This window comes from bacterium (assembly GCA_023150945.1).
Lineage (GTDB): Bacteria > Zhuqueibacterota > Zhuqueibacteria > Zhuqueibacterales > Zhuqueibacteraceae > Coneutiohabitans.
Genome location: JAKLJX010000006.1, coordinates 92,238 through 110,693, shown reverse-complemented (window position 1 = coordinate 110,693; position 18,456 = coordinate 92,238). Strand labels below are relative to the sequence as shown.

Sequence of the window (18,456 nt, the reverse complement as noted above, 5' to 3'; positions counted from 1 at the left end):
TGCATGCCCGCCCTTCTCTCGAAATTGTTCAAGAACTCGGCCTATCTCCTGGTCATGAATCTCGGCATGCTGGCCGCGTTGTTCGTGTTCTCCGTGCTGCTGGCGCGCAGCCTGGGCAAGGAGGCGCTCGGACTCTACACGCTGTTCACCGCCACGCTCATGCCGTTCGCCTATTTTGTCGATCTCGGGCAATCGACTTCCCTGGTGCAGGACATTGGCCGCGCGCCACACGCCAGCACCCGCATCGTGCACACCAGCCTCGCCTTGAAGGCGCTGTTGAGCGCGATCGCGGCTCCGGCGCTGATGCTGTTTTCCTTCCTTTACTTCAAGCAAGCGGAGGAACGCCAGCTCTTTTGGGTGTTGGGATTGCTGTTGCTGCCGCGCAGCCTTGGCGCCACGCTCGAAGCCGCTTTCCGGGCGCACCAGCAAATGGTTCCTCCCACCACGGCCACGCTGGGCAGTAGCGCCTTGTTGCTGGCCGGCGCATGGTGGTTGCTCGCCACGACGCGCGATCTGCAGACCGTCTTGTGGTTTTTGGTGATCGTGGAAATCGCCAAGACGGCCTTGCTGGCGGAACTCTATCGGCGGGCGCATGGCTACGGACTTGCCGCGCACAAACCGTTCTTTGATCGTGCTCTTGGCCGCGAGCTGGTGGTGGCAGCGCTGCCGTTCTTTCTGATGGGCTTGCTCGGCATTCTGCATTATCGCTTGGATATCATGCTGCTCGCGGCCCTGCGCGACAACGCGGAAGCCGGCATTTACAGCGCCGCCGGCAATTTCGTGAAGGTGTTGCGCGTGGCGCCCTCGGTGATCGTGGCCGCGTTCTTTCCGGCGATTGCCGGCATGCGCACGAATTCGGCCGCGGTGCGAGCGCTGGCGCGCAAAACACTGTGGCTGCAACTGGTCTGCAGCAGCGCGCTGGCGCTGGCGATTTTTCTGTTCGCCGAGATTCTGATCGGACAAACCTATCATTTCACCGAAGCGGTGACGGTGTTGCGCGTGCAGGTTTGGTCAATCGTGCCGCTGGCGTTGTATGCCACGCTGGTTTATGTCTTCTTCCAAGCCGACAAGCCGGCCTGGAACATGCGCATCATGGCAGCGGCGGTGGTGTGCAATGTCATGCTGAATTGCCTGCTCATTCCGCGCTGGGGCGCGCTCGCCGCCGCGATCAGCAGCGTGGCCAGCGAATCATTGTGTTGCGTTTTGTATTTCGGCTGCTACTTCGCACTGCAACGGTCCACGCTGCCGGAGTCTGCGGCAGTGGAGCGTGCCGCCGGCAGGGTCAATTCCTCCGCGCCGTGCGACACGGCGTGAGTATGGTGCTCGTGAACCGGCAATTGAAAACAACGAGGCCACTGCCATGAATGATCTCGCTGCCCACGTGTTGCAGGCTGCCGAGCATTTGCGGCCGCACGTGAAAGAGACACCGCTCGAGTATTCGTTGCCGTTGAGTCAGGACACCGGCAGCGAGGTTTATCTGAAGCTGGAGAATTTGCAGCACACCGGTTCTTTCAAAGTCCGCGGCGCCTTGAACAAGATGCTTACGCTCGCGGCGGCGCAACCGGACCGCGGCGTGGTCGCGGCTTCCACCGGCAATCACGGTGCAGCGGTGGCATTCGGCGGCCGCAAGCTGGGTCTCAAACCGCTCATTTTTGTGCCGGACAATGCCTCGCCCGCGAAGATGGCGGCGATTCGCCGGCTGGGCGCGGAGATACGCGTGCACGGCCACGACTCGGTGATCACCGAGATCTTCGCGCGCGAGTATGCCCGCGAAAACGGACTGGTCTACATTTCGCCCTACAACGACGAGCAGGTGATCGCGGGTCAGGGCACGATCGGCGTCGAAATCGCGCGCCAGCACGACCATCTCGAGGCGGTGTTCGTCGCGCTCGGCGGCGGCGGCATGATTGCGGGTATCGCTGCTTATCTCAAGTCGATGCAACCCGGCATCAAGATCATCGGCTGCTCGCCGCGGAACTCCTGCGTGATGATCGAATCCGTGAAAGCCGGCCACATCCTGGAGCTGGAATCGCTGCCTACGCTTTCCGACGGCACGGCCGGCGGTGTCGAAGCCGACGCCCTCACGCTGCCGTTGTGCCGCGACCTGGTGGATGACTATGTGACGGTCACCGAGGAGGAGATCAGCGCGACGCTGCTGTGGTTCATGGAAACGCATCATCAACTCATCGAAGGCGCGGCCGCGGTGGCGATCAGCGCTTTTGTGCAACAAGCCGAATCTTACCGCGGCAAACACGTCGCCGTGGTGATTTGCGGCGGTAACCTCAGTCTCGCGACTCTGCGAAGTCTTTTGTGCGGCGCTACTGCCGGCACAGCAGCGCACAACGAATGAATGCCGCAACATTTTTCCATGCGAAGAGATCACAACAATCCGAGCGTTTCCGGTGAGATCGCGGCCGTGATCATCACCGTGACCTGCGATTGGGACGGTTTGGATTACCCCGTGGCAGGACCGCACAATCCCGGCGCCGATCGGCATTTTCGCTTCCATCGCGGCCTGCAGGCGATTCAGTATTTCAACCGCCATTTTGGCGGCCGTATTCCGCTCACTCATTTCATTTGCCCGGTCTATTTCACCCGCAGTCTCCGTTTGACTGAGTACTATGCGCCGCGCATCTCCGAACTGGTTGCGCACAGCAACTGCGAAGTTGGCCTGCATCTGCACGGGTGGATGAGTTTGGTGCAAGCCTGCGGCCTCTCGCCGGCTGATCCGGTGCAGGATCCGGAACTGCCGGATTGGGGCACGCAGGGCGAGAATCGCCTGGGTTTGAGCGTGCCTTATGTCGATGATGCCGGCCTGGCGCGGCTCGACTACGGTCACGGTGTGCCGCTCGGCGTTTATCCGCAGGATGAAATCGTACAACTGGCGCAGGCCGGCAGAGGCTTGCTGCTCGCCAACCAGATCATCGCCAGTGCGGAGGCATGCCGGAGTTTCCGCTGCGGCGGCTGGCTGGCGAATGACGCGGTGCTGGCGGCGTTGCAGATCACGCAGCCGGCGTTCCAGTATGAAACTTCAGCGGTGGACCCTGCCTTTTTTCCGGCAGGCAGCGGCGTGTTGGCGGATTGGCTGAGGCTGCTCTGGGGCAGCCGCCGGCAATCGGCGCAGACGTTTCTCTCGAATCAACTTTTTCTCGCCGCTTATCCGCAAGGCCTCGCGATTCACACCCACAGCAACGCGGTGACGGAAGCGCAGCCGCGGCTCATCCAAAACTTGCTCGAGATTCCGGACACCGCATTGCTGGCGGATTATGTCGAGGCCGGTTTCATGGTTGATCAAGTCGCGCGTGCGCGGGCAGCAGTGGCGCAGCAGGAAAGCGACGTCTATGTCAGCCTCGGTTTTCATCTCGAATCCGGCGGCGATCCACGTTTTGGCAAAGTCTTTGGTCACCTCGAACGCGTGATCGAGGCGCTGGACGAAATCGAGCGGCGCTACGGCGGCGCGATTCACTATCTCACTATTGCCAAAGCCGGCCGGCGGTGGCACGCAACCCGGGGAAGGAACTTGGGCGCTTATGAGCGCCCTGGCGACAAAAAATTGTCGCCAGCAAAGAAGTAATTTCGTTGCTGCCCGCAGGGCAGCAGATTTCAGCTTGTCTGAAATCTGGCGCAGTTTCTTTGAAGGGAAAGCGTTGGCTTGAAGGCAAGAAATTTCTCCAACGGATTGAGACAGCTCAGCGGACAAAAAATATCCGCTGGGTTGTTTCAATGCGTTGGCAATTCTCATTGAGTTGCGGTTTATCCGCTTTAGGAAAAACCGCCGCTGCACGCTTAGTGTAGAACGGGTGTGTCATCACTCCCGTGATTCATTTGATCTGTCATCCAGAACGGATCCTGTGAAGATGAGGCGCAGCGCCGGGAGTTTCACCGGATAATTTCTGGATGACATTTGTGAAGCAAAACCATCACGCGGCTGATCCGCATCAATACTACTGCTCTCGCATCGTGTCCACTTCTCCATCAAATCGCCGGCTCGCGCTTGCGCTCGCAGGCACGCTTATCGTCTTTGCGCTGCTGATCATCAAGTTCGGCATTCTCCCCAGTCTCAACAACACCCGCGGCGATTTTGCCAATTACTACACCGCCGCCCGCCTGGTGCGCGAGGGCGCGCCGCTGGCACGCGCGTATCAGGATTTTGTCTGGTTTCAAATGGAGATGGATCGCAAGGGCATCGTGCATCAAGTCGGCGGTTTCATTCCGCATCCGCCGCCCACGGCCACGGTATTTTTGCCGCTGACGTTTCTTGATGCGGTTGCGGCGCGCAACGTCTGGACCGCGGTCAACGCCCTCCTCATCGTTGTTTGCATTTGCGGCCTTGCCTGCCTCACGCGGTTGCACTGGCTGGCAACGGCGGTGATCTTGCTCGGCACCGGCTTCGGCTTGATCAACAATTTCCTGTTTGGCCAGATGTATCTGCTGCTCACCGCCACGCTCGTGCTCGGCTTGCTGGCGCAGCAGCGGGGCAAAGACGCGCTCGCCGGAGTTTTGCTCGGCCTGCTGATTCCGATGAAATACGTGGGGATTCTCTTCGTGGCTTATTTCGCCTGGCGGCGGCGCTGGCGGCTGGTGCTCGCGGCAGGCGCCACGGTGGCGGCCGTCGCCGGCTTCACCGCGCTGCTGGCGGGCAGCGAGCCGTTTCGCGTCTTTCTCACTGAAGTCTTTCCGCGCCATTTACGCGGTGAAATTCAGGATCCGTTCGCGATTCTCTTTCAATCATGGGCCAGCCTGTTTCGCCGGCTTTTTGTTCACAATGCCACCCTCAATCCCGCGCCGCCTTTGGATTGTCCGCCGGCTTTCTATTTTCTCAGCGCTGCGGCGTTTTGGGGATTCACCGCGCTCGCTGCGTGGCTGATCGCAGTGGTGCGCTTCGCGGCGCCGCGCCACCAGTTCTTGTTCGAAATCGGATTGCTGCCGTTGTGGTTCCTGCTGGTCTCGCCGAGCGGCACGACGTATCATTTTCTGCTGCTGACCTTGACCACCACCGCCTTTGTCGCTCTTCTGCTCGAGCTGCAACGCCGGCATGCCGCTGCCGGGCTAGCGGCGTTGTTCATCGTGATCAATCTACCGCATTATCTCAAACTCATGCCGCTGGCGCAGGGCTGGCTCACGCCGCTGGGATATTCCCGCTTGTGGCTGTTGTTGCTCTTCGGCGTGCTGGCCTGGCGCTTTTTCCGGCCGCTGATTTCGCTGCGGCCAACGAAAACCAAACTGGGCAGAGCGCTGGCGGTTGCGGTGACTTTGATCGCGAGTCTCTCCGCTTTGGCGGCCAGCCGCGGCCGGCCGGCACCAGCGGATGACGGCGCCACCTGGCTGGCCCTGGAAGACGCCGAATTCCAACGCCATCAAGGTCTGCTGATGAAGCATCCCGATGCCGGCCGCCGGCGTCTGGTCTTCAGCTATTGCGAGTTTTGGAACGAGCAATACACCATTTTCTCGACGGATTCCGGCCGGTGGACGCCGCCAGCGCGCCGCAACTACTATCATCCTGATCTCGCCGAGGATGATGCCAGTTTGCTGGTGCAAACGATCGTGAACGGCCGCGATGAAATCTGGCTGAGCCGGGCGCAGGGTGAGGAGCCGCAATTCTTGCTTGCCGGCAGTCAGCCGAGCTGGCAGGAAGCGGGGAAGAGTTTTGTCTATGTCAACGGCGAGGCGCTGTTCCTGGCGGTGCTGGCAGACGATCAGTTGCAACTGCGGGTGTTGCGCACCGCCGCTGGCGAGCAGATGCGGTTCTATGATCCCGCCTGTTCGCCGCGGGGAAATCTACTGGCGTACTGTGTTGAAGATCGAAATGCCGCAGCGCCGGAGGGCGGCCGCTTTCAGTTGCGGCTCTATGATTTTTCCGATGGCCGCGATGAGCTGGTGTTGGCGGCGGACGATCGTCTGGAGCAGCCGGCCTGGTCACCGGACGCAAGCGTGCTGCTGTTTGCGCAGAAGCAAAACGCAACAATAGCGCTCGCGGCAGTGAAGCTGGCCGACAGAAGCAAGCAAGCCGCAGCAGGCGATCGATACCTTTTGACCACGGCTGCCGGCCACAATACTTCTCCGCTTTGGGATGCCGCGAATGACCGCATTCTCTTCACTTCCGACCGCGGCCGTGGCTTGGAATTCAGCGCGATTTTTGTGCTGCCGGTGCCGCCGGCGCTGCGGTGAAAGAAAAAGCCGGTGAACGGCGGCGGCGCAGCGCGGGTGAAGAGCTTGTCAAACTGCGCCGACTTGACTTCCTGGCAAAAGCTCTCTATCTTGCGCCGGTTTTGCGGGCCGGCGAAAGCGATAGCGCAGCAACGTCAGCAGCGCCTGCAGGCCGTGCCGCCAGGTGATCTTCTTGCCTTGCGCGCGCGAGCGGGGATGATAGTGCACCGGCACTTCGTGAATCACGCACCCGCGGCGGGCGAGCTTGGCCGTCACCTCCGAGCAAAACTCAAAGCCGGCATATTCCAGCGGCAACACCTGCTGCAGTGCCCGGCGGGTGAAGAGTTTGTAGCCGGTGGATTCGTCGGTGAGGCGGCTGCCGAACAGCAGGTTGGTGAGCCAGCTCAACAGCCGGCCGCCCCAATAGAAATGCAGATAAGAATAGTCCCGCGTGCCGAACACGCGTGCGCCGAGAATGCGCGAGCCATAAACCACTTCGGCGCGGCCGGCGAGAATCGGCGCGAGCAGGGCGGCATAGTCGCGGGGATCATATTCCAAATCAGCATCCTGAATCAGAATGAGATCGCCGGTCGCGTGCGCCAGTCCCGCCTGCACCGCCGCGCCCTTGCCGCGATTCCGGCGCTGCTGAACGAGCGTGAACCCCGCGCTCGCCGCAAGCTGCGCGAGAATCTCTCCCGTGCCATCCTGTGAGCCGTCATTGACCACGATGATCTCGCGTTGCACGCCCAGATGGCTCAGCTCGACGCGCTGCACGCGCGCCAGAATTTCACCAATGGTGTGCTCCTCATTGTAAGCCGGCACGATGATTGAAAGTGTTGTCATGGGTCGAAAATGGGGGGGTGAATCCAGCAAGTCAAGCAGAAATTCGACGAGCTTCCGTCCATGTCCATTACCCTCACCTCCGCGCCGCCCGCTTTGGCGGGAAAATGGTTGTGGCTTTTTCCGGCCACTTATCTCGTGCATCTCACCGAGGAGTATTGGGGCGGTGAGGGCTTCTACCGCTGGCTGGCCAAATTCGCCGGCAACGGGCTGACCGCCGGGCAATTTCTCTCCATCAATGCCCTCTTCCTGATCATCATGATCGTCAGCATGCTGGTGATTCTGCGCGGCCCGGCTTGGCATTGGCTGTTGAGCGGATACGGCACGCTGGTGGTGATCAACGGCGTGTTGCACGTGATCGGCACCATGGTCACGGCCTCCTACTCGCCGGGACTGGTGTCGGGCGTGCTGTTGTGGATTCCGCTGGGCATATACACGCTGCGGCGCTGCCGGCGCACGCTGCCGCCCGCCGAGTTCTGGTTCGGCTTTTCCGCGGGCGTCGTGATGCACGCGGCGGTCTCTTTGATCGCCTTGACGATCGGATGAATCGCATGTCCGAGCCGCAGAAAGCCGCCCGCCGCGACTTGCTTCTCATCTTTGTGTTCGGCTTTGCGCTGCGTCTGCTGCTGCTGTGGGCCTTCCCCGCGCCCTACGGCAATGACAGCATCGGCCGGCTTTATTTTCGCGACACGCTTTTTCTCGCGCACTGGCTGCCGCTCACGCAGGCGCTGGTGTACGTGCCGGCTTTGCTGAGCCCCAGCATCATGCCGATTCGCGTGCTCTTTGCCGCGCTCGGCAGCCTCGCGGCCTGCGGCTTCTATCTCTGCTTGCGCCGTTGCACCGCGCCGGCGTTCGCCCGCATGGGCGGCTTGCTGTTCGCGGCCAATGCGCTCTTCGTCATTCTCTCACTGATGCCTTATCAGGACGTGTTGTTTCTCGGACTGTTCTATGCCGCGCTGGCAATGTTGTTTCATCCGCAGAAAATCCTGCGGTCGCGCACCGGCGGCTTGCTTTACGGCCTCGCTTGTCTCACGCGCTATGAAAGTTGGTTCGTGTTGCCCCTTCTCGTTTGGTGGAGAACCAACCGCGAAGCCGCGGGGGCACGTGCCGGCGCCGTGATCAAAAACTCTTTCGCAGCCGCGCTGTTCTTCGGCTGGGCACCCGGGCTTTGGCTTTTGCTCAGCCAATTCCATTGGGGCGAATGGCACAGCTTTCTCTTTCAAACCGCGGATCGCACATTCTATGCCTGGCAACCGCATTTTGATTTGGGCTGGGCGGCACGCTACGCCGGCCGCATGCTTTACTGGTTGGGACTCTTCGGCTCGCCGCTGCTGCTATTTGCCCTGCCGGGAGTCCGGTGGCTGTGGCAGAATCGTAAGTCTTGGCCTCCAGTTTTGAAATTACTATTGGCTTGGGGCGCGCTGGTGCTGATTTTTTTCTTCTTCATCATCGGCAAGGAATTTGAAACGGTGAATCGTTTTGCCGCGATTCCGCTGAGCCTGGCGTTGCTACTCGCCGTGGTCGGCATGGAGGCCATCGCGGCGGGGTTGCAGCAGCGCCGCGGCTGGTGGTCGCGCTGGCTGGCGCCCCGTGCGGCAAATGTTCTGGTGGGATTGCTGCTGGCCGGTTTGGCGGTTTATGCTGCAATTCCGGTGGCGCGGCTGCACGCCAATCCTGAATTCCGCGAGCCGTACGAGATGACTCGATTCCTGGAGCGGGCGCTGCCTTCCGACGAGAAGGCGCTGGTGGTGGCGGAACGTTTTCGCCATCGGCAAGATGCGGCGCCCATGGCGTATCAGCGCATCGCGGCGCAGTCGAAGGATCATCGCGAAAGGATTCTCTGCGCGGGATTGCTCACTTTCGAGCGGCGTGAGGAGTTGCTCGACTACGCGCGCCGCCAGCAGGTGAGATATCTGGTGATCTTCACGAATTTTCAGCCCTGGCTGGCCGCGGATGTGTTCTTCGCGGAATTCGTGCGCGCCGAGCCGTTGCGCTGCCGGCCGGTGTTGCGTCTCGCGCAGGCCACGGTTTATGAAGTCACGCAATGGCCGGAGCAGTGAAGCGGCCGCCGAGTTGCGAAGTTGGCTCATTCGCTTCTTGCTGTTATGCTGAAAGCATCTTCCCCGGCACTGGAGTGGTGCATGGTGCGGAGGGAGGTCCCTGGCGGGACGAGGGCTGTGCTCGCGGTGATGCTGGTGTTTCCCAAGACGACGAGATGGTTGCAATGATCGATGTCTTGCTCGCCCATTCTTTTTTTCTCCGCTTCGATCCCAAACAGTGGCAGACGATGCAGCCCTATCCACCGCTGGGGACGTTGTATGCCGCCGCTTATCTGCGGCAAAAGGGCTGGCGCGTTGCCCTGTTCGACAGCATGCTCGCCGCCGGCCCCGCAGCGCTGCGCCCGGCGCTCGACAATTCTCAACCGCGCGCCGTGGTGTTCTATGAAGACAGCTTCAACTGGCTCAGCAAGATGTGCCTGACGCGCATGCGCGAGGCTTGCTTCGCAATGATCTCACTCGCCAAGACTCGCGGCGTGCCGGTGATCGTGGCCGGCTCGGATGCCACCGACCAGCAACAGCTCTATTTCAACGCCGGGGCGGACTATGTCATTTTGGGAGAAGGTGAAATTTCGCTGGCAGAGCTGGTGGCGGCGATTCTCCAGCGCCCGGCCCAACCGCTGGATCAAATCGCGGGCATCGCTTTCCGGCAGAACGGTAGCATCACAGCAACGGCGGGCCGCGGCTTTCTCAAACAACTCGATCAACTGCCGTTTCCGGCGTGGGACTTGGTCGACATCGACTCGTATCGCAATGCGTGGCGCCGCAAACACGGCTATTTTTCGATGAACATGGTCAGCACGCGCGGCTGCCCGTTTCGTTGCAACTGGTGCGCAAAGCCGATCTATGGCGATCGTTACAATTCCCGTTCGCCAGAGAATGTGGCGCAGGAGATGGCCTGGCTGAAACAGCAGTATCAGCCGGATCACATTTGGTTCAGCGACGACATCTTCGGCCTCAAGCCGGGCTGGGTCGAGCGTTTCGGTGAGGCAGTGCAAGCCGCCGAGGCGACCATCCCGTTCAAGATTCAAGCGCGCGTCGATTTGCTGCACGAAGAGGCCGTCCTCGGTTTGAAGCAAGCCGGCTGCCGGACCGTGTGGGTGGGCGCGGAATCCGGCTCGCAGAGGATTCTCGATGCCATGGACAAGGGCACCACTGTGGCGCAGATTCATGCGGCGGCCGAGCGGCTGCACCGCCACGGCCTGCAAGTGTGCTTCTTTCTGCAATTCGGCTATCCCGGTGAAACCGATGCCGATATCGAAAAGACCATCAAAATGGTGCATGATTGCCGGCCCGACGACCTCGGCATCTCGGTTTCCTATCCGCTGCCCGGCACGCGCTTCTATGAGCGCGTCAAGGCTGAGCTGGGTGAGAAACACAACTGGGAGCACAGCGATGATCTCGACCTGATGTTTCGCGGCCAGTATCAACCGGAATTCTACCGCCAGTTGCATCGCGTCGTGCATCAGGAGTTCCGTTTGCACAAAACTGCGGCTTTGTTCTCGGAGATGTGGCAGAAGCCCTCGCAATTGACGCTGCGCAAGGTGCGGCAGTTGCTTGCGGCTGCCGGCCGTTGGCCGCTGCTGCACGTTGAGCGCGCGCGTTTGCAGCGGCTGAAAAGACCGAACCAGGCGTTCGAGGTTGAAAAGACGAAAGACCGGCCGAGGACGTAACGCAGATCAATCGCAAAGAGGAGGAAATCGCCCGCAGGCAGTATCAACCCAAAGGGTGGACGAGTTTCTTATCAGTTGGCTTGTATCTATCTGCTGGAAACATTCTTTGCTGTTGAGGCAATGATTTCGCCAAGGAACTGCATCAGATTGAAGATTTGAGCACGGTGCCAAGTACCTCACGAGATTCCTTCTGAATGACACGCGGAATCACTCATGCAAATCAAGACAACAAAGCTCTATTCTAGGACACCTCGAATTCACCCAAAGGCATCACCGGCACCGCAGCGTTGCCGAGAACGCAGTGCAGAGCACTCTTGATATGACCGCTCGGCGATCTCCTCTTTTTCGCGATTCAATCGTTTGCTTGGTGGTCAGGAATCTTTCAGACTTTTTTCTGAGTTGGAAAAACTAATCGAGTACCAACCGAAGGAATCGATTCCCTTGTCCCTCCAACGGGTTTGTGTCTATTGCGCCTCCAGCAGCCAGTGCGATGCCTTCTATTTCGAAGAAACCCGGCGTCTTGGCGCTGAGCTGGCGCGTCACGGCCTCACCATTGTTTTCGGCGGCGGCAGCGTCGGCCTGATGGGCGCGCTCGCGGACAGCGCGCTGGCCGCCGGCGGCAAAGTCATCGGCGTCCTGCCGCACTTCATGCAGGAAGTGGAGTGGGGCCACAACGGCCTCACCGAGCTGCATCTCACCGACGATATGCACCAGCGCAAGCGTGTGATGATCGAAAAATCCCAGGGCCTGATTGCGCTGCCCGGCGGCAGCGGCACGCTGGAGGAATTGTTCGAAGCGATCACGTGGAAGCGCCTGGGCTTGCACACCCATCCCATTGTCATCGTGAACCTGCGCGGCTTCTTCGATCCTGCCCTCGAGCTGCTCGAACGCTGCATTCGCGAACGCTTCATGCGGCCGCAGCATCGTTTAATGTGGTCGGTGGTGGATTCCGTCGACGGCGTGATTGGCGCACTGCACAACGCCCCGCCCTGGGATCGCAACGCCATGCCAGAAGCCAGAGTCTGAGCCGGCGCCCAATGAACGGGAGACGGACGCCGGCGTTGCGCGGTTGCCGGCCTTGGAATGCTTGCGGTCGATCCGCGTCGTGCAAACGATCACAAGATCTTGGCCCGGCCAAGGTTGGAACGGATTCCCCCTCAGAAGTTGGTGAGTCTCTGTCCGAAAATGTTCCACCCTCGGCTGAGCCGAGGTTTCCAAACCTTCAAGTGTCGTGGAAACTCAGAGTATTTTGATGCAACGTGCAACGGCCTAGCCGTTGCAGGAACATTTTCTCAGAAGTTCGCGATTTCGGATGGATCGTACTACAACGTTGGGTATGCACTCTCCTCGTTTAGAAGGCCGGGTTGACCCCGACGGGGCCGCATGCAATAGCCCACGGGCAGCGCCTTGGGAACCGATAGGATTTGTCGCATTCAGCCCGAGGGGCGACATTCCAGACGTAGTTCTATGGCGCCCCGCATGGGGCTTGGTGATTTCTCCTGATTACGGTTTTCTTTTCCAGGGCGTTGCCCTTCGCTTTTGCATGGCGCCCCTTTGGAGCTGTTTGTCTGTGCAGTAGAATTCGACTTAGCGTTGTAGTACTAGCGACATTAGGCACGAGGCCTCCCAAGAGAGTTGCATCGCAATTGCGCAATTCTTCGTTGTTCCTGGCCGTTGATAACGCAAAGGAGGAGAGGGCATGTACAGCCGCCGTTCGTTCTTGGGTGCGCTGGGTGGCGCCGCCGGGTCTCTGTTGGCACTGCCCGCCCTGCGCCCGGGGAGTTCAAACGATGTTTTCGCTGCTTTCGCCGACGAAACCCGTCCGCCCATGGAAGTCGCCAGCGATGAAGCGCTTTGGTTTGAAGTGCAGCAGGCCTTTGCCGTCGATCGCAGCCTGATCAATCTCAACAACGGCGGCGTCAGCCCCTCGCCGGCAGTGGTGCAGGCCGCGCTGCAGCGCCATCTCGATTTCTCCAACCAGGCGCCGGCGTACACCATGTGGCAGATTCTCGAGCCGGAACGCGAGGGCGTGCGCCAGCGCCTGGCGCGCATGTTCGGCTGCGAGACGGAGGAAATCGCGCTGACGCGCAATGCTTCCGAAGGCCTGCAGATTTGCCAATTCGGTTTCGATCTCGCCGCCGGCGACGAGGTGCTCACCACCAACCAGGATTATCCCCGCATGATCACCACCTGGCAGCAGCGTGAACGCCGCGACGGGATCAAGCTGCGGCAGTTCTCGCTGCCCGTGCCCTGCGAGGATCCCGATTTGATTGTCTCGCTCTTTGAAAAGAATGTCACGCCGAAAACAAAATTGATTCTCATGTGCCACATGATCAACCTCACCGGCCAGATTTTGCCGGTGAAGCAAATTGTGGCCATGGCACGCCGCCGCAACCTGCCGGTGATCGTGGACGGCGCGCATGCCTTGGCGCATTTCGATTTCACCCACGCGGATTTGGAGTGCGACTACTATGCCGCCAGCCTGCACAAATGGCTGTGCGCGCCGCACGGCACCGGCATGCTCTACGTGCGCCGCGACAAGATCAAAAACCTGTGGCCGATGATGGCCGCGCCCGCGGCGCTGGACGGCGACATCCGCAAGTTCGAGGAGATCGGCACGCATCCGGCGGCCAATTATCTCGCCATTGCCGACGCGCTCACCTTTCATCAAGGCATCGGTGCGCAGCGCAAGGAAGCGCGCCTGATTTTTCTGCGCGACCGCTGGGCTCGGCGGCTGCTGCAGCACGAACGCGTGCGCCTCAACACCAGTCTCCGGCCCGGCTTTGCTTGCGGCTTGGCGAATGTGCAGATCCAAGGCGTCGAATCCAAAGCCCTCGCCCTTCATTTGTGGAATCAACACCGCATCCTCGTGATTGCCATCAAGCACGCCGAGTTTGAAGGCCTCCGCGTCTCCCCCAGCGTCTACACCACGCTCGAGGAAATCGACCGCTTCGCCGAGGCCATTGAACGCGTCATCAAACACGGATTACCGAAAACGTGAGCAGCAATGCGATCAGCGCTTCCTGCACTCGCCGGAATTTCTCCGAACCGCCGACGAGGCGCGCGGACTTTGACCCGAAGCCGGCAGCGCGGCCATGAACAGCCATCAGCGCAGCGGGCCGGCCGCTGGCCGCCGAAATGATCGCGCTGATTTCGGCTTCGGCCTGTTGCTCGTTGCTTTTGCCGCCGCCTTGCGCTTCTGGCAGCTCGACAGCCTCGGCCTCACGCATTTCGACGAAGGCTCGTACGCCATGACCGGCCGCTGGCTCGCCACCTTCGGCAGAGAAGGGTGGATTTTTCAATCCGGCCACGCGCCCGGTTTGTTTCCCACGCTGGTGGGAATGTGCTTCCTGCTCTGCGGTGTGCAGGATTACGCCGCCATCGGCGTGTCCGCTTGCACCGGCAGCTTGACGGTGGCCGTGATTTATGCGATCGGACGCTGCTGGTTCGGCCGCGCCGCCGGATTGCTCGCGGCCCTGTTCCTGGCCACGGCCGAATACCATCTCATCTATTCGCGCCTGGCCCTGACTGACGCAACTTTTACATTGCTGTTTTGGGCGAGTCTGGGATGTCTGTTCATGGGCATCCAGGAGAATCGCCGGAGCTGGCTCATCAGCGGCGGTGTGCTCACCGGGCTGTGCTGGAACACCAAGTACCACGGCTTCTTTCCGCTCTTGATTGCCGGCGCCTGGCTCTGTGTGCAAGCGGTGTATCGTCTCTCGCGCCGACACCAGCCGGTTGCCGCAAAGGAACTCTGGCGCAGTTTCGGTTTGGCCGCGGCGATTGCCGGACTGCTCTATTTGCCGTGGCTGTCGTTCGTGCAGTTTTCGGTGGGCTACGGCGCCATTCTGCAAGGGCAAGTGGCGCATTCCTTTGGACAATCCGCGCTGCTGGTCACCTCGCCGCAGACACTGTACTTCTACCTCAGCCATTGGCTCACCCCGGCCTTGTTGCTGGCGGCTTTGGCCGGCGCAACGGCCGTGCTGCTGCGTCGTGATCGCAGCGGCTTCTTTCTCCTGCTGGTGCTGGTGCTGTTCGCAGCTTCCGCGCTTTTCTATCTCAGCTTCCCGCGCCTGCTGCTGCCGGTGGTGCCGGGCTTGTGTCTGCTGGCCGGCCTTGGCGTCGCAGAGTTGGGCCGGCTTTTTCGCCGGCGGGCCCAATGGCTGAGGGCAGGGCTCGCTGTCGTCATTCTCACGATGAACAGCCGAGCCGCGCAACCGGTGCTGGCGCTGCGCACTGATGCCTATCGCCGCGCAGCAGATTATCTGCAGCAGGCCCGCGTTCCCGTGCTCACGCAAATGAGCAAGAATTTCTATTTCTATGAGAAAGCGAAATCGCTCGAGCTGCGCCGCCACCAACCCGCACAGCTCGATTCATTGCTGCTGCATGCCGGGCAGGCGTTGATTGCGGTGGATCCAATCCTGCAGCGATTTCCGGAGCGGGCGCAGTGGTTTGAAAAGTGGCGCCCGCGTTTGTCCCATGTGCACGAGATTCCCATCGATCTGTATGAGCCGGTTTATTACCAAGGGTTCGATCCCACCCGTCTGGCGCAATTGCCGCCGGTGGTTGCGCCGTTTCGTCCTGGCGAGGCGAAGATCGAGATATATGAATGGAGGAATCCGCGTTGAAATCCCTGCGCCTGCTGCTCGCGTTTGTTATGAGAGAGTGAATCATTGCGTGTGATGTTTCCGTAGAAAAGCCGCCGTTGCGTCCAATTCCACCGGCTACCGGCCGGGCATCTCACTTTGCTTGGAGGGTTACATGGTACGCAATTTCCACTCGTCACGAGGCAGAATCGTGATGGCGGCCGCTTTGTGTGTCGCTTGCTTCGGCAAGGCAGAGGCGCAGTGGCAGTGGGAGAAAAAGACTTCGCTGCATGGCAATATTGCCCAAATTGCCCAGGTGGCGGTGGCGATCAATCCCCGCAATCCGAACACGATTTATGCCGCGGGTGATTCCTTTGCGATCAGCCGCGACCGGGGCGAGCACTGGCAGCACCTGCCGCTGCCTCCCGGCGTGCTGGCGATCAGCACGATCACGGTGCATCCGGCGGACACCAACCTCATTCTCATCGGCGGCTATGCCACCGGCGTGCATCGCACCACGGATTCGGGCTTGAGTTGGCAGGAAGTGCTGCCGCGTGTCGATTTCAATGGCCGCTCGATTGTCGTGGATCCGATTCATCCCGATACCTTGCATCTCGGCAGTCTCGGACAGGGGTTCTATTCGAGCCATGATCGCGGGCAAACCTGGTTTCTCGCGTCGAGCGAGATTGGCTCGTTTTGCTGTCTGGCCCTCCGGCCGGACCGCTCCAATGTTCTGCTGGGCGGAACCTACACCAATGCCACCATCAGCAAATCGGACGATCACGGTAAGACCTGGCGCGCCGTGACCAAGCGTGATGCCGCCGAGATTCCCGTCATCGTGTTCGATCACAACGCGCCCGGCAATGTCTATGCTTCGGTGTGGGGCACACGCAGCGATCACGGGGTCGTGCACAGCACCGATGGCGGAGAGAATTGGTCGCCGCTCGGTTTTGCCGGCACCGAGATCTGGGCGTTGGAGGTCAGTCCGGCTGACCCCAATCTTTTGGTTGCCGGAGGCTTTGGCCTTTCGATGGGGCGGACTTATCTCAGCCATGATCGCGGCCGTTCATGGTGTGCCATTGAACGCGGCTTGCCGCGCGATATGCTCGTCTGGATGATCGCGATTTCGGCGGCCAATGAAGTCTATCTCGCCGGCACCCCGCAAGCCACCAATCAGGGCGGCGTGTACAAGCTGGCGCCGGGTGATTTCCCGCCCGACCCGCCGCAGGCGCTGGCAGCGCGCGAAACCGGTTCCGGCACCACCGCGCTGCTTTCCTGGCAGCCGCCCGCCACCTGCAGCGCGCCGATTGTCAACTATCACGTGCGTTATGGCCGCAGCAGCGGCACTGTCACCGATTCCGTGGAGGCCGGCAGCGCCACGCAGATTTTGCTGACCGATCTGCAGGAAGGCGTGACTCACTTCATTCAAGTCCTGGCGATTGACAATGCCGGCCGCCGCAGTTTGCCTTCGGCCGAAATTCGTTTCACACCCAGTCGCATACCGGCGGCGCCGCAGGGCCTCGCCGCGCGCCACGGCTTGTTTCAGGCAAAACTCGCCTGGCAGCGCAACACCGATCTCGATCTGGCCGGCTACAATCTCTATCGCAGCCGGCAGCCGCATGCCGGTTTCACCAAACTCAACACGGCGCTTATTGGCGATACGGCTTATGTCGACGCGGATTTGCCGGCCGGCCGTTTCTACTATGCCCTCACGGCCGTGGATACGACCGGTTTCGAAAGCGCATTTACCGCGCCGCTGGCCTATCGTCCGCTCACGCTCGCGCGCGGCCTGTTGCTCATCGATGAAACCCGTGACGGCACCGGCATCCCGGCCTCGCCCTCCGATGCCCAGGTCGATGATTTCTATCGCCGGCTGCTGGCGCGTTTCGAGTTTGCCGAATACGACGTGCGCAGCGCCGGCCTGCCGGATGACACGCTCGGCGCCTACCGCATGCTGCTCTGGCACCACGATGACACCACGCCCACCAACCTTCCCGGCCTGCAGAAGCTTCTGGCGGACTACCTCGAGGCCGGCGGCCGGCTGCTCTTTTCCGGATGGAATCTCATGGCCAGTTTTACCGGCAACACTTCTCCCAAAGGCTTTGCCGCCGGCGATTTTGCCTTTGATTATCTCCAGATCGACACGACCTGGAAGGCGACCGAGGTGCAATTCACCGGTGTGCGCGGTGCGGCCGCCGGCTATCAGGCGGTGGGCGTCGATGCCCAGCGTGTGCCGGTGCCCTCCTGGAACGGCTTGTTGCGCGACGTCTACGTCTTTCGTCCGCGGCCAGGGGCGAAAACGCTGTTTCGCTACCTGGCGAATGACACAGCCTATGCCTTCCACGACTATCCGGCCGGCATGGTCTCGACCCAGCATCATGTCGCCGTGCTCGGCTTTCCAATGTACTTCATGGTGGAATCCGAAGCCGGCGCGGCAATGCACACGCTGCTGACCCAGGAATTCGGCTTGACACCAACCGGCGTCGAAAGCGGTCTTGCAAACGACGGCTTCCCGCAATCGTATGCGCTCTCGCCCAACTATCCGAATCCATTTGCGGCTTTCACGCGGCTGCAGTTCTTTTTGCCGCAAGCGGCAACCGTGGAAATCGAGATCTTCAATGTGCTGGGAGAAAGCGTTGTCCGCCTGGCAAACGGCGACTTCGAGGCGGGCCGGCATGAGCTGGCGGTGACCCAGGCGCTCGGGCGCAACGGCGTTTATTTCTGCCGGATGACAGTGAAACAGCGTGAGGCCGTGGTGCATCGCCAAACCCGGAAGCTGGTGGTGATCAATTGACTTGCCAGCGCACTGTTACCTTGAAAAGCCTATCTGCCTCCCTTGTCATCCTGAAAGGATCCTGGGAAAATGAAGGTGCAATGCCAGGCATTTCACGGGATTCTCCTGCATGACATGCCGCATAGACGAATGTCTGTCCGGAAACGGGAAGACCGCCCAGGCGGTTGACCAGGGTCCGTCCGCAATCGCAGCCTGTTGCGAAAGGTGTTCCTGCCACGGCTTGGCCGTTGCATTGAAAACCACAAAGTTTCCACGGTGCTCGAAGTCCTGGAAACCCCGGCATTGCCGAAGTTGGAGCATCTTCGGACGGACACTCACGCAGGTCCAGTAGTCGTCGGGATCGTTCGATGCAACCCGGC

At 60.7% G+C, this 18,456-nt stretch carries 12 protein-coding genes; 11 read left to right on the top strand and 1 reads right to left on the bottom strand.

What is annotated here, in order from left to right:
* Positions 1-3 precede the first annotated feature (3 nt).
* The 4 genes from L6R21_09995 to L6R21_09980 all read left to right on the top strand — a co-directional run bounded on the left by L6R21_09995 (position 4) and on the right by L6R21_09980 (position 6,168).
* Positions 4-1,314, top strand: coding sequence for a flippase (locus L6R21_09995; protein ID MCK6559517.1), 1,311 nt, complete (start codon positions 4-6; stop codon positions 1,312-1,314).
* Between the two features lie 46 nt (positions 1,315-1,360).
* Positions 1,361-2,350 (top strand): threonine/serine dehydratase, encoded by a 990-nt coding sequence (locus L6R21_09990; protein ID MCK6559516.1) that lies wholly within the window; start codon positions 1,361-1,363, stop codon positions 2,348-2,350.
* Between the two features lie 18 nt (positions 2,351-2,368).
* A complete protein-coding gene (locus L6R21_09985) occupies positions 2,369-3,574 on the top strand; it encodes a hypothetical protein (protein ID MCK6559515.1) in 1,206 nt (401 codons plus the stop codon).
* A gap of 323 nt (positions 3,575-3,897) precedes the next feature.
* Positions 3,898-6,168, top strand: a complete 2,271-nt coding sequence (locus tag L6R21_09980) for a glycosyltransferase 87 family protein (GenBank protein MCK6559514.1) — start codon at positions 3,898-3,900, stop codon at positions 6,166-6,168.
* A gap of 48 nt (positions 6,169-6,216) precedes the next feature.
* Here the strand turns inward: L6R21_09980 and L6R21_09975 are convergent, their stop codons facing one another.
* The gene (locus L6R21_09975) at positions 6,217-6,990 is read right to left on the bottom strand and encodes a glycosyltransferase family 2 protein (GenBank protein MCK6559513.1); all 774 of its coding nucleotides are present in this window, start codon (positions 6,988-6,990) and stop codon (positions 6,217-6,219) included.
* Between the two features lie 60 nt (positions 6,991-7,050).
* On the opposite strand from L6R21_09975, the gene L6R21_09970 reads away from it, so the two are divergent.
* The 7 genes from L6R21_09970 (at position 7,051) to L6R21_09940 (ending at position 18,097) form a co-directional block, all read left to right on the top strand.
* Positions 7,051-7,533, top strand: coding sequence for an HXXEE domain-containing protein (locus L6R21_09970; GenBank protein MCK6559512.1), 483 nt, complete (start codon positions 7,051-7,053; stop codon positions 7,531-7,533).
* A gap of 5 nt (positions 7,534-7,538) precedes the next feature.
* The gene (locus L6R21_09965) at positions 7,539-9,047 is read left to right on the top strand and encodes a hypothetical protein (GenBank protein ID MCK6559511.1); all 1,509 of its coding nucleotides are present in this window, start codon (positions 7,539-7,541) and stop codon (positions 9,045-9,047) included.
* A gap of 164 nt (positions 9,048-9,211) precedes the next feature.
* Complete coding sequence (locus L6R21_09960) at positions 9,212-10,717, top strand: B12-binding domain-containing radical SAM protein (protein ID MCK6559510.1); 1,506 nt, start codon at positions 9,212-9,214, stop codon at positions 10,715-10,717.
* Between the two features lie 441 nt (positions 10,718-11,158).
* Entirely contained in the window at positions 11,159-11,743 is a 585-nt protein-coding gene (locus L6R21_09955; protein MCK6559509.1) for a TIGR00730 family Rossman fold protein, read from the top strand.
* 673 nt (positions 11,744-12,416) lie between these two features.
* On the top strand, positions 12,417-13,718 hold the full coding sequence (locus L6R21_09950) for an aminotransferase class V-fold PLP-dependent enzyme (protein MCK6559508.1): 1,302 nt from the start codon (positions 12,417-12,419) through the stop codon (positions 13,716-13,718).
* 94 nt (positions 13,719-13,812) lie between these two features.
* Positions 13,813-15,345, top strand: a complete 1,533-nt coding sequence (locus L6R21_09945) for a glycosyltransferase family 39 protein (protein ID MCK6559507.1) — start codon at positions 13,813-13,815, stop codon at positions 15,343-15,345.
* A 133-nt stretch (positions 15,346-15,478) separates the two neighbouring features.
* Positions 15,479-18,097, top strand: a complete 2,619-nt coding sequence (locus L6R21_09940; GenBank protein ID MCK6559506.1) for a fibronectin type III domain-containing protein — start codon at positions 15,479-15,481, stop codon at positions 18,095-18,097.
* Positions 18,098-18,456 lie beyond the last annotated feature (359 nt).

What these genes read in the sequence shown, in the direction of transcription:
- L6R21_09995 (MCK6559517.1), top strand. Translation starts at nt 4, where the DNA reads ATGCCCGCCCTTCTCTCGAAATTGTTCAAGAACTCGGCCTATCTCCTG.
- L6R21_09990 (MCK6559516.1), top strand. Translation starts at nt 1,361, where the DNA reads ATGAATGATCTCGCTGCCCACGTGTTGCAGGCTGCCGAGCATTTGCGG.
- L6R21_09985 (MCK6559515.1), top strand. Translation starts at nt 2,369, where the DNA reads ATGCGAAGAGATCACAACAATCCGAGCGTTTCCGGTGAGATCGCGGCC.
- L6R21_09980 (MCK6559514.1), top strand. Translation starts at nt 3,898, where the DNA reads ATGACATTTGTGAAGCAAAACCATCACGCGGCTGATCCGCATCAATAC.
- L6R21_09975 (MCK6559513.1), bottom strand. Translation starts at nt 6,990, where the DNA reads ATGACAACACTTTCAATCATCGTGCCGGCTTACAATGAGGAGCACACC.
- L6R21_09970 (MCK6559512.1), top strand. Translation starts at nt 7,051, where the DNA reads ATGTCCATTACCCTCACCTCCGCGCCGCCCGCTTTGGCGGGAAAATGG.
- L6R21_09965 (MCK6559511.1), top strand. Translation starts at nt 7,539, where the DNA reads ATGTCCGAGCCGCAGAAAGCCGCCCGCCGCGACTTGCTTCTCATCTTT.
- L6R21_09960 (MCK6559510.1), top strand. Translation starts at nt 9,212, where the DNA reads ATGATCGATGTCTTGCTCGCCCATTCTTTTTTTCTCCGCTTCGATCCC.
- L6R21_09950 (MCK6559508.1), top strand. Translation starts at nt 12,417, where the DNA reads ATGTACAGCCGCCGTTCGTTCTTGGGTGCGCTGGGTGGCGCCGCCGGG.
- L6R21_09945 (MCK6559507.1), top strand. Translation starts at nt 13,813, where the DNA reads ATGAACAGCCATCAGCGCAGCGGGCCGGCCGCTGGCCGCCGAAATGAT.
- L6R21_09940 (MCK6559506.1), top strand. Translation starts at nt 15,479, where the DNA reads ATGGTACGCAATTTCCACTCGTCACGAGGCAGAATCGTGATGGCGGCC.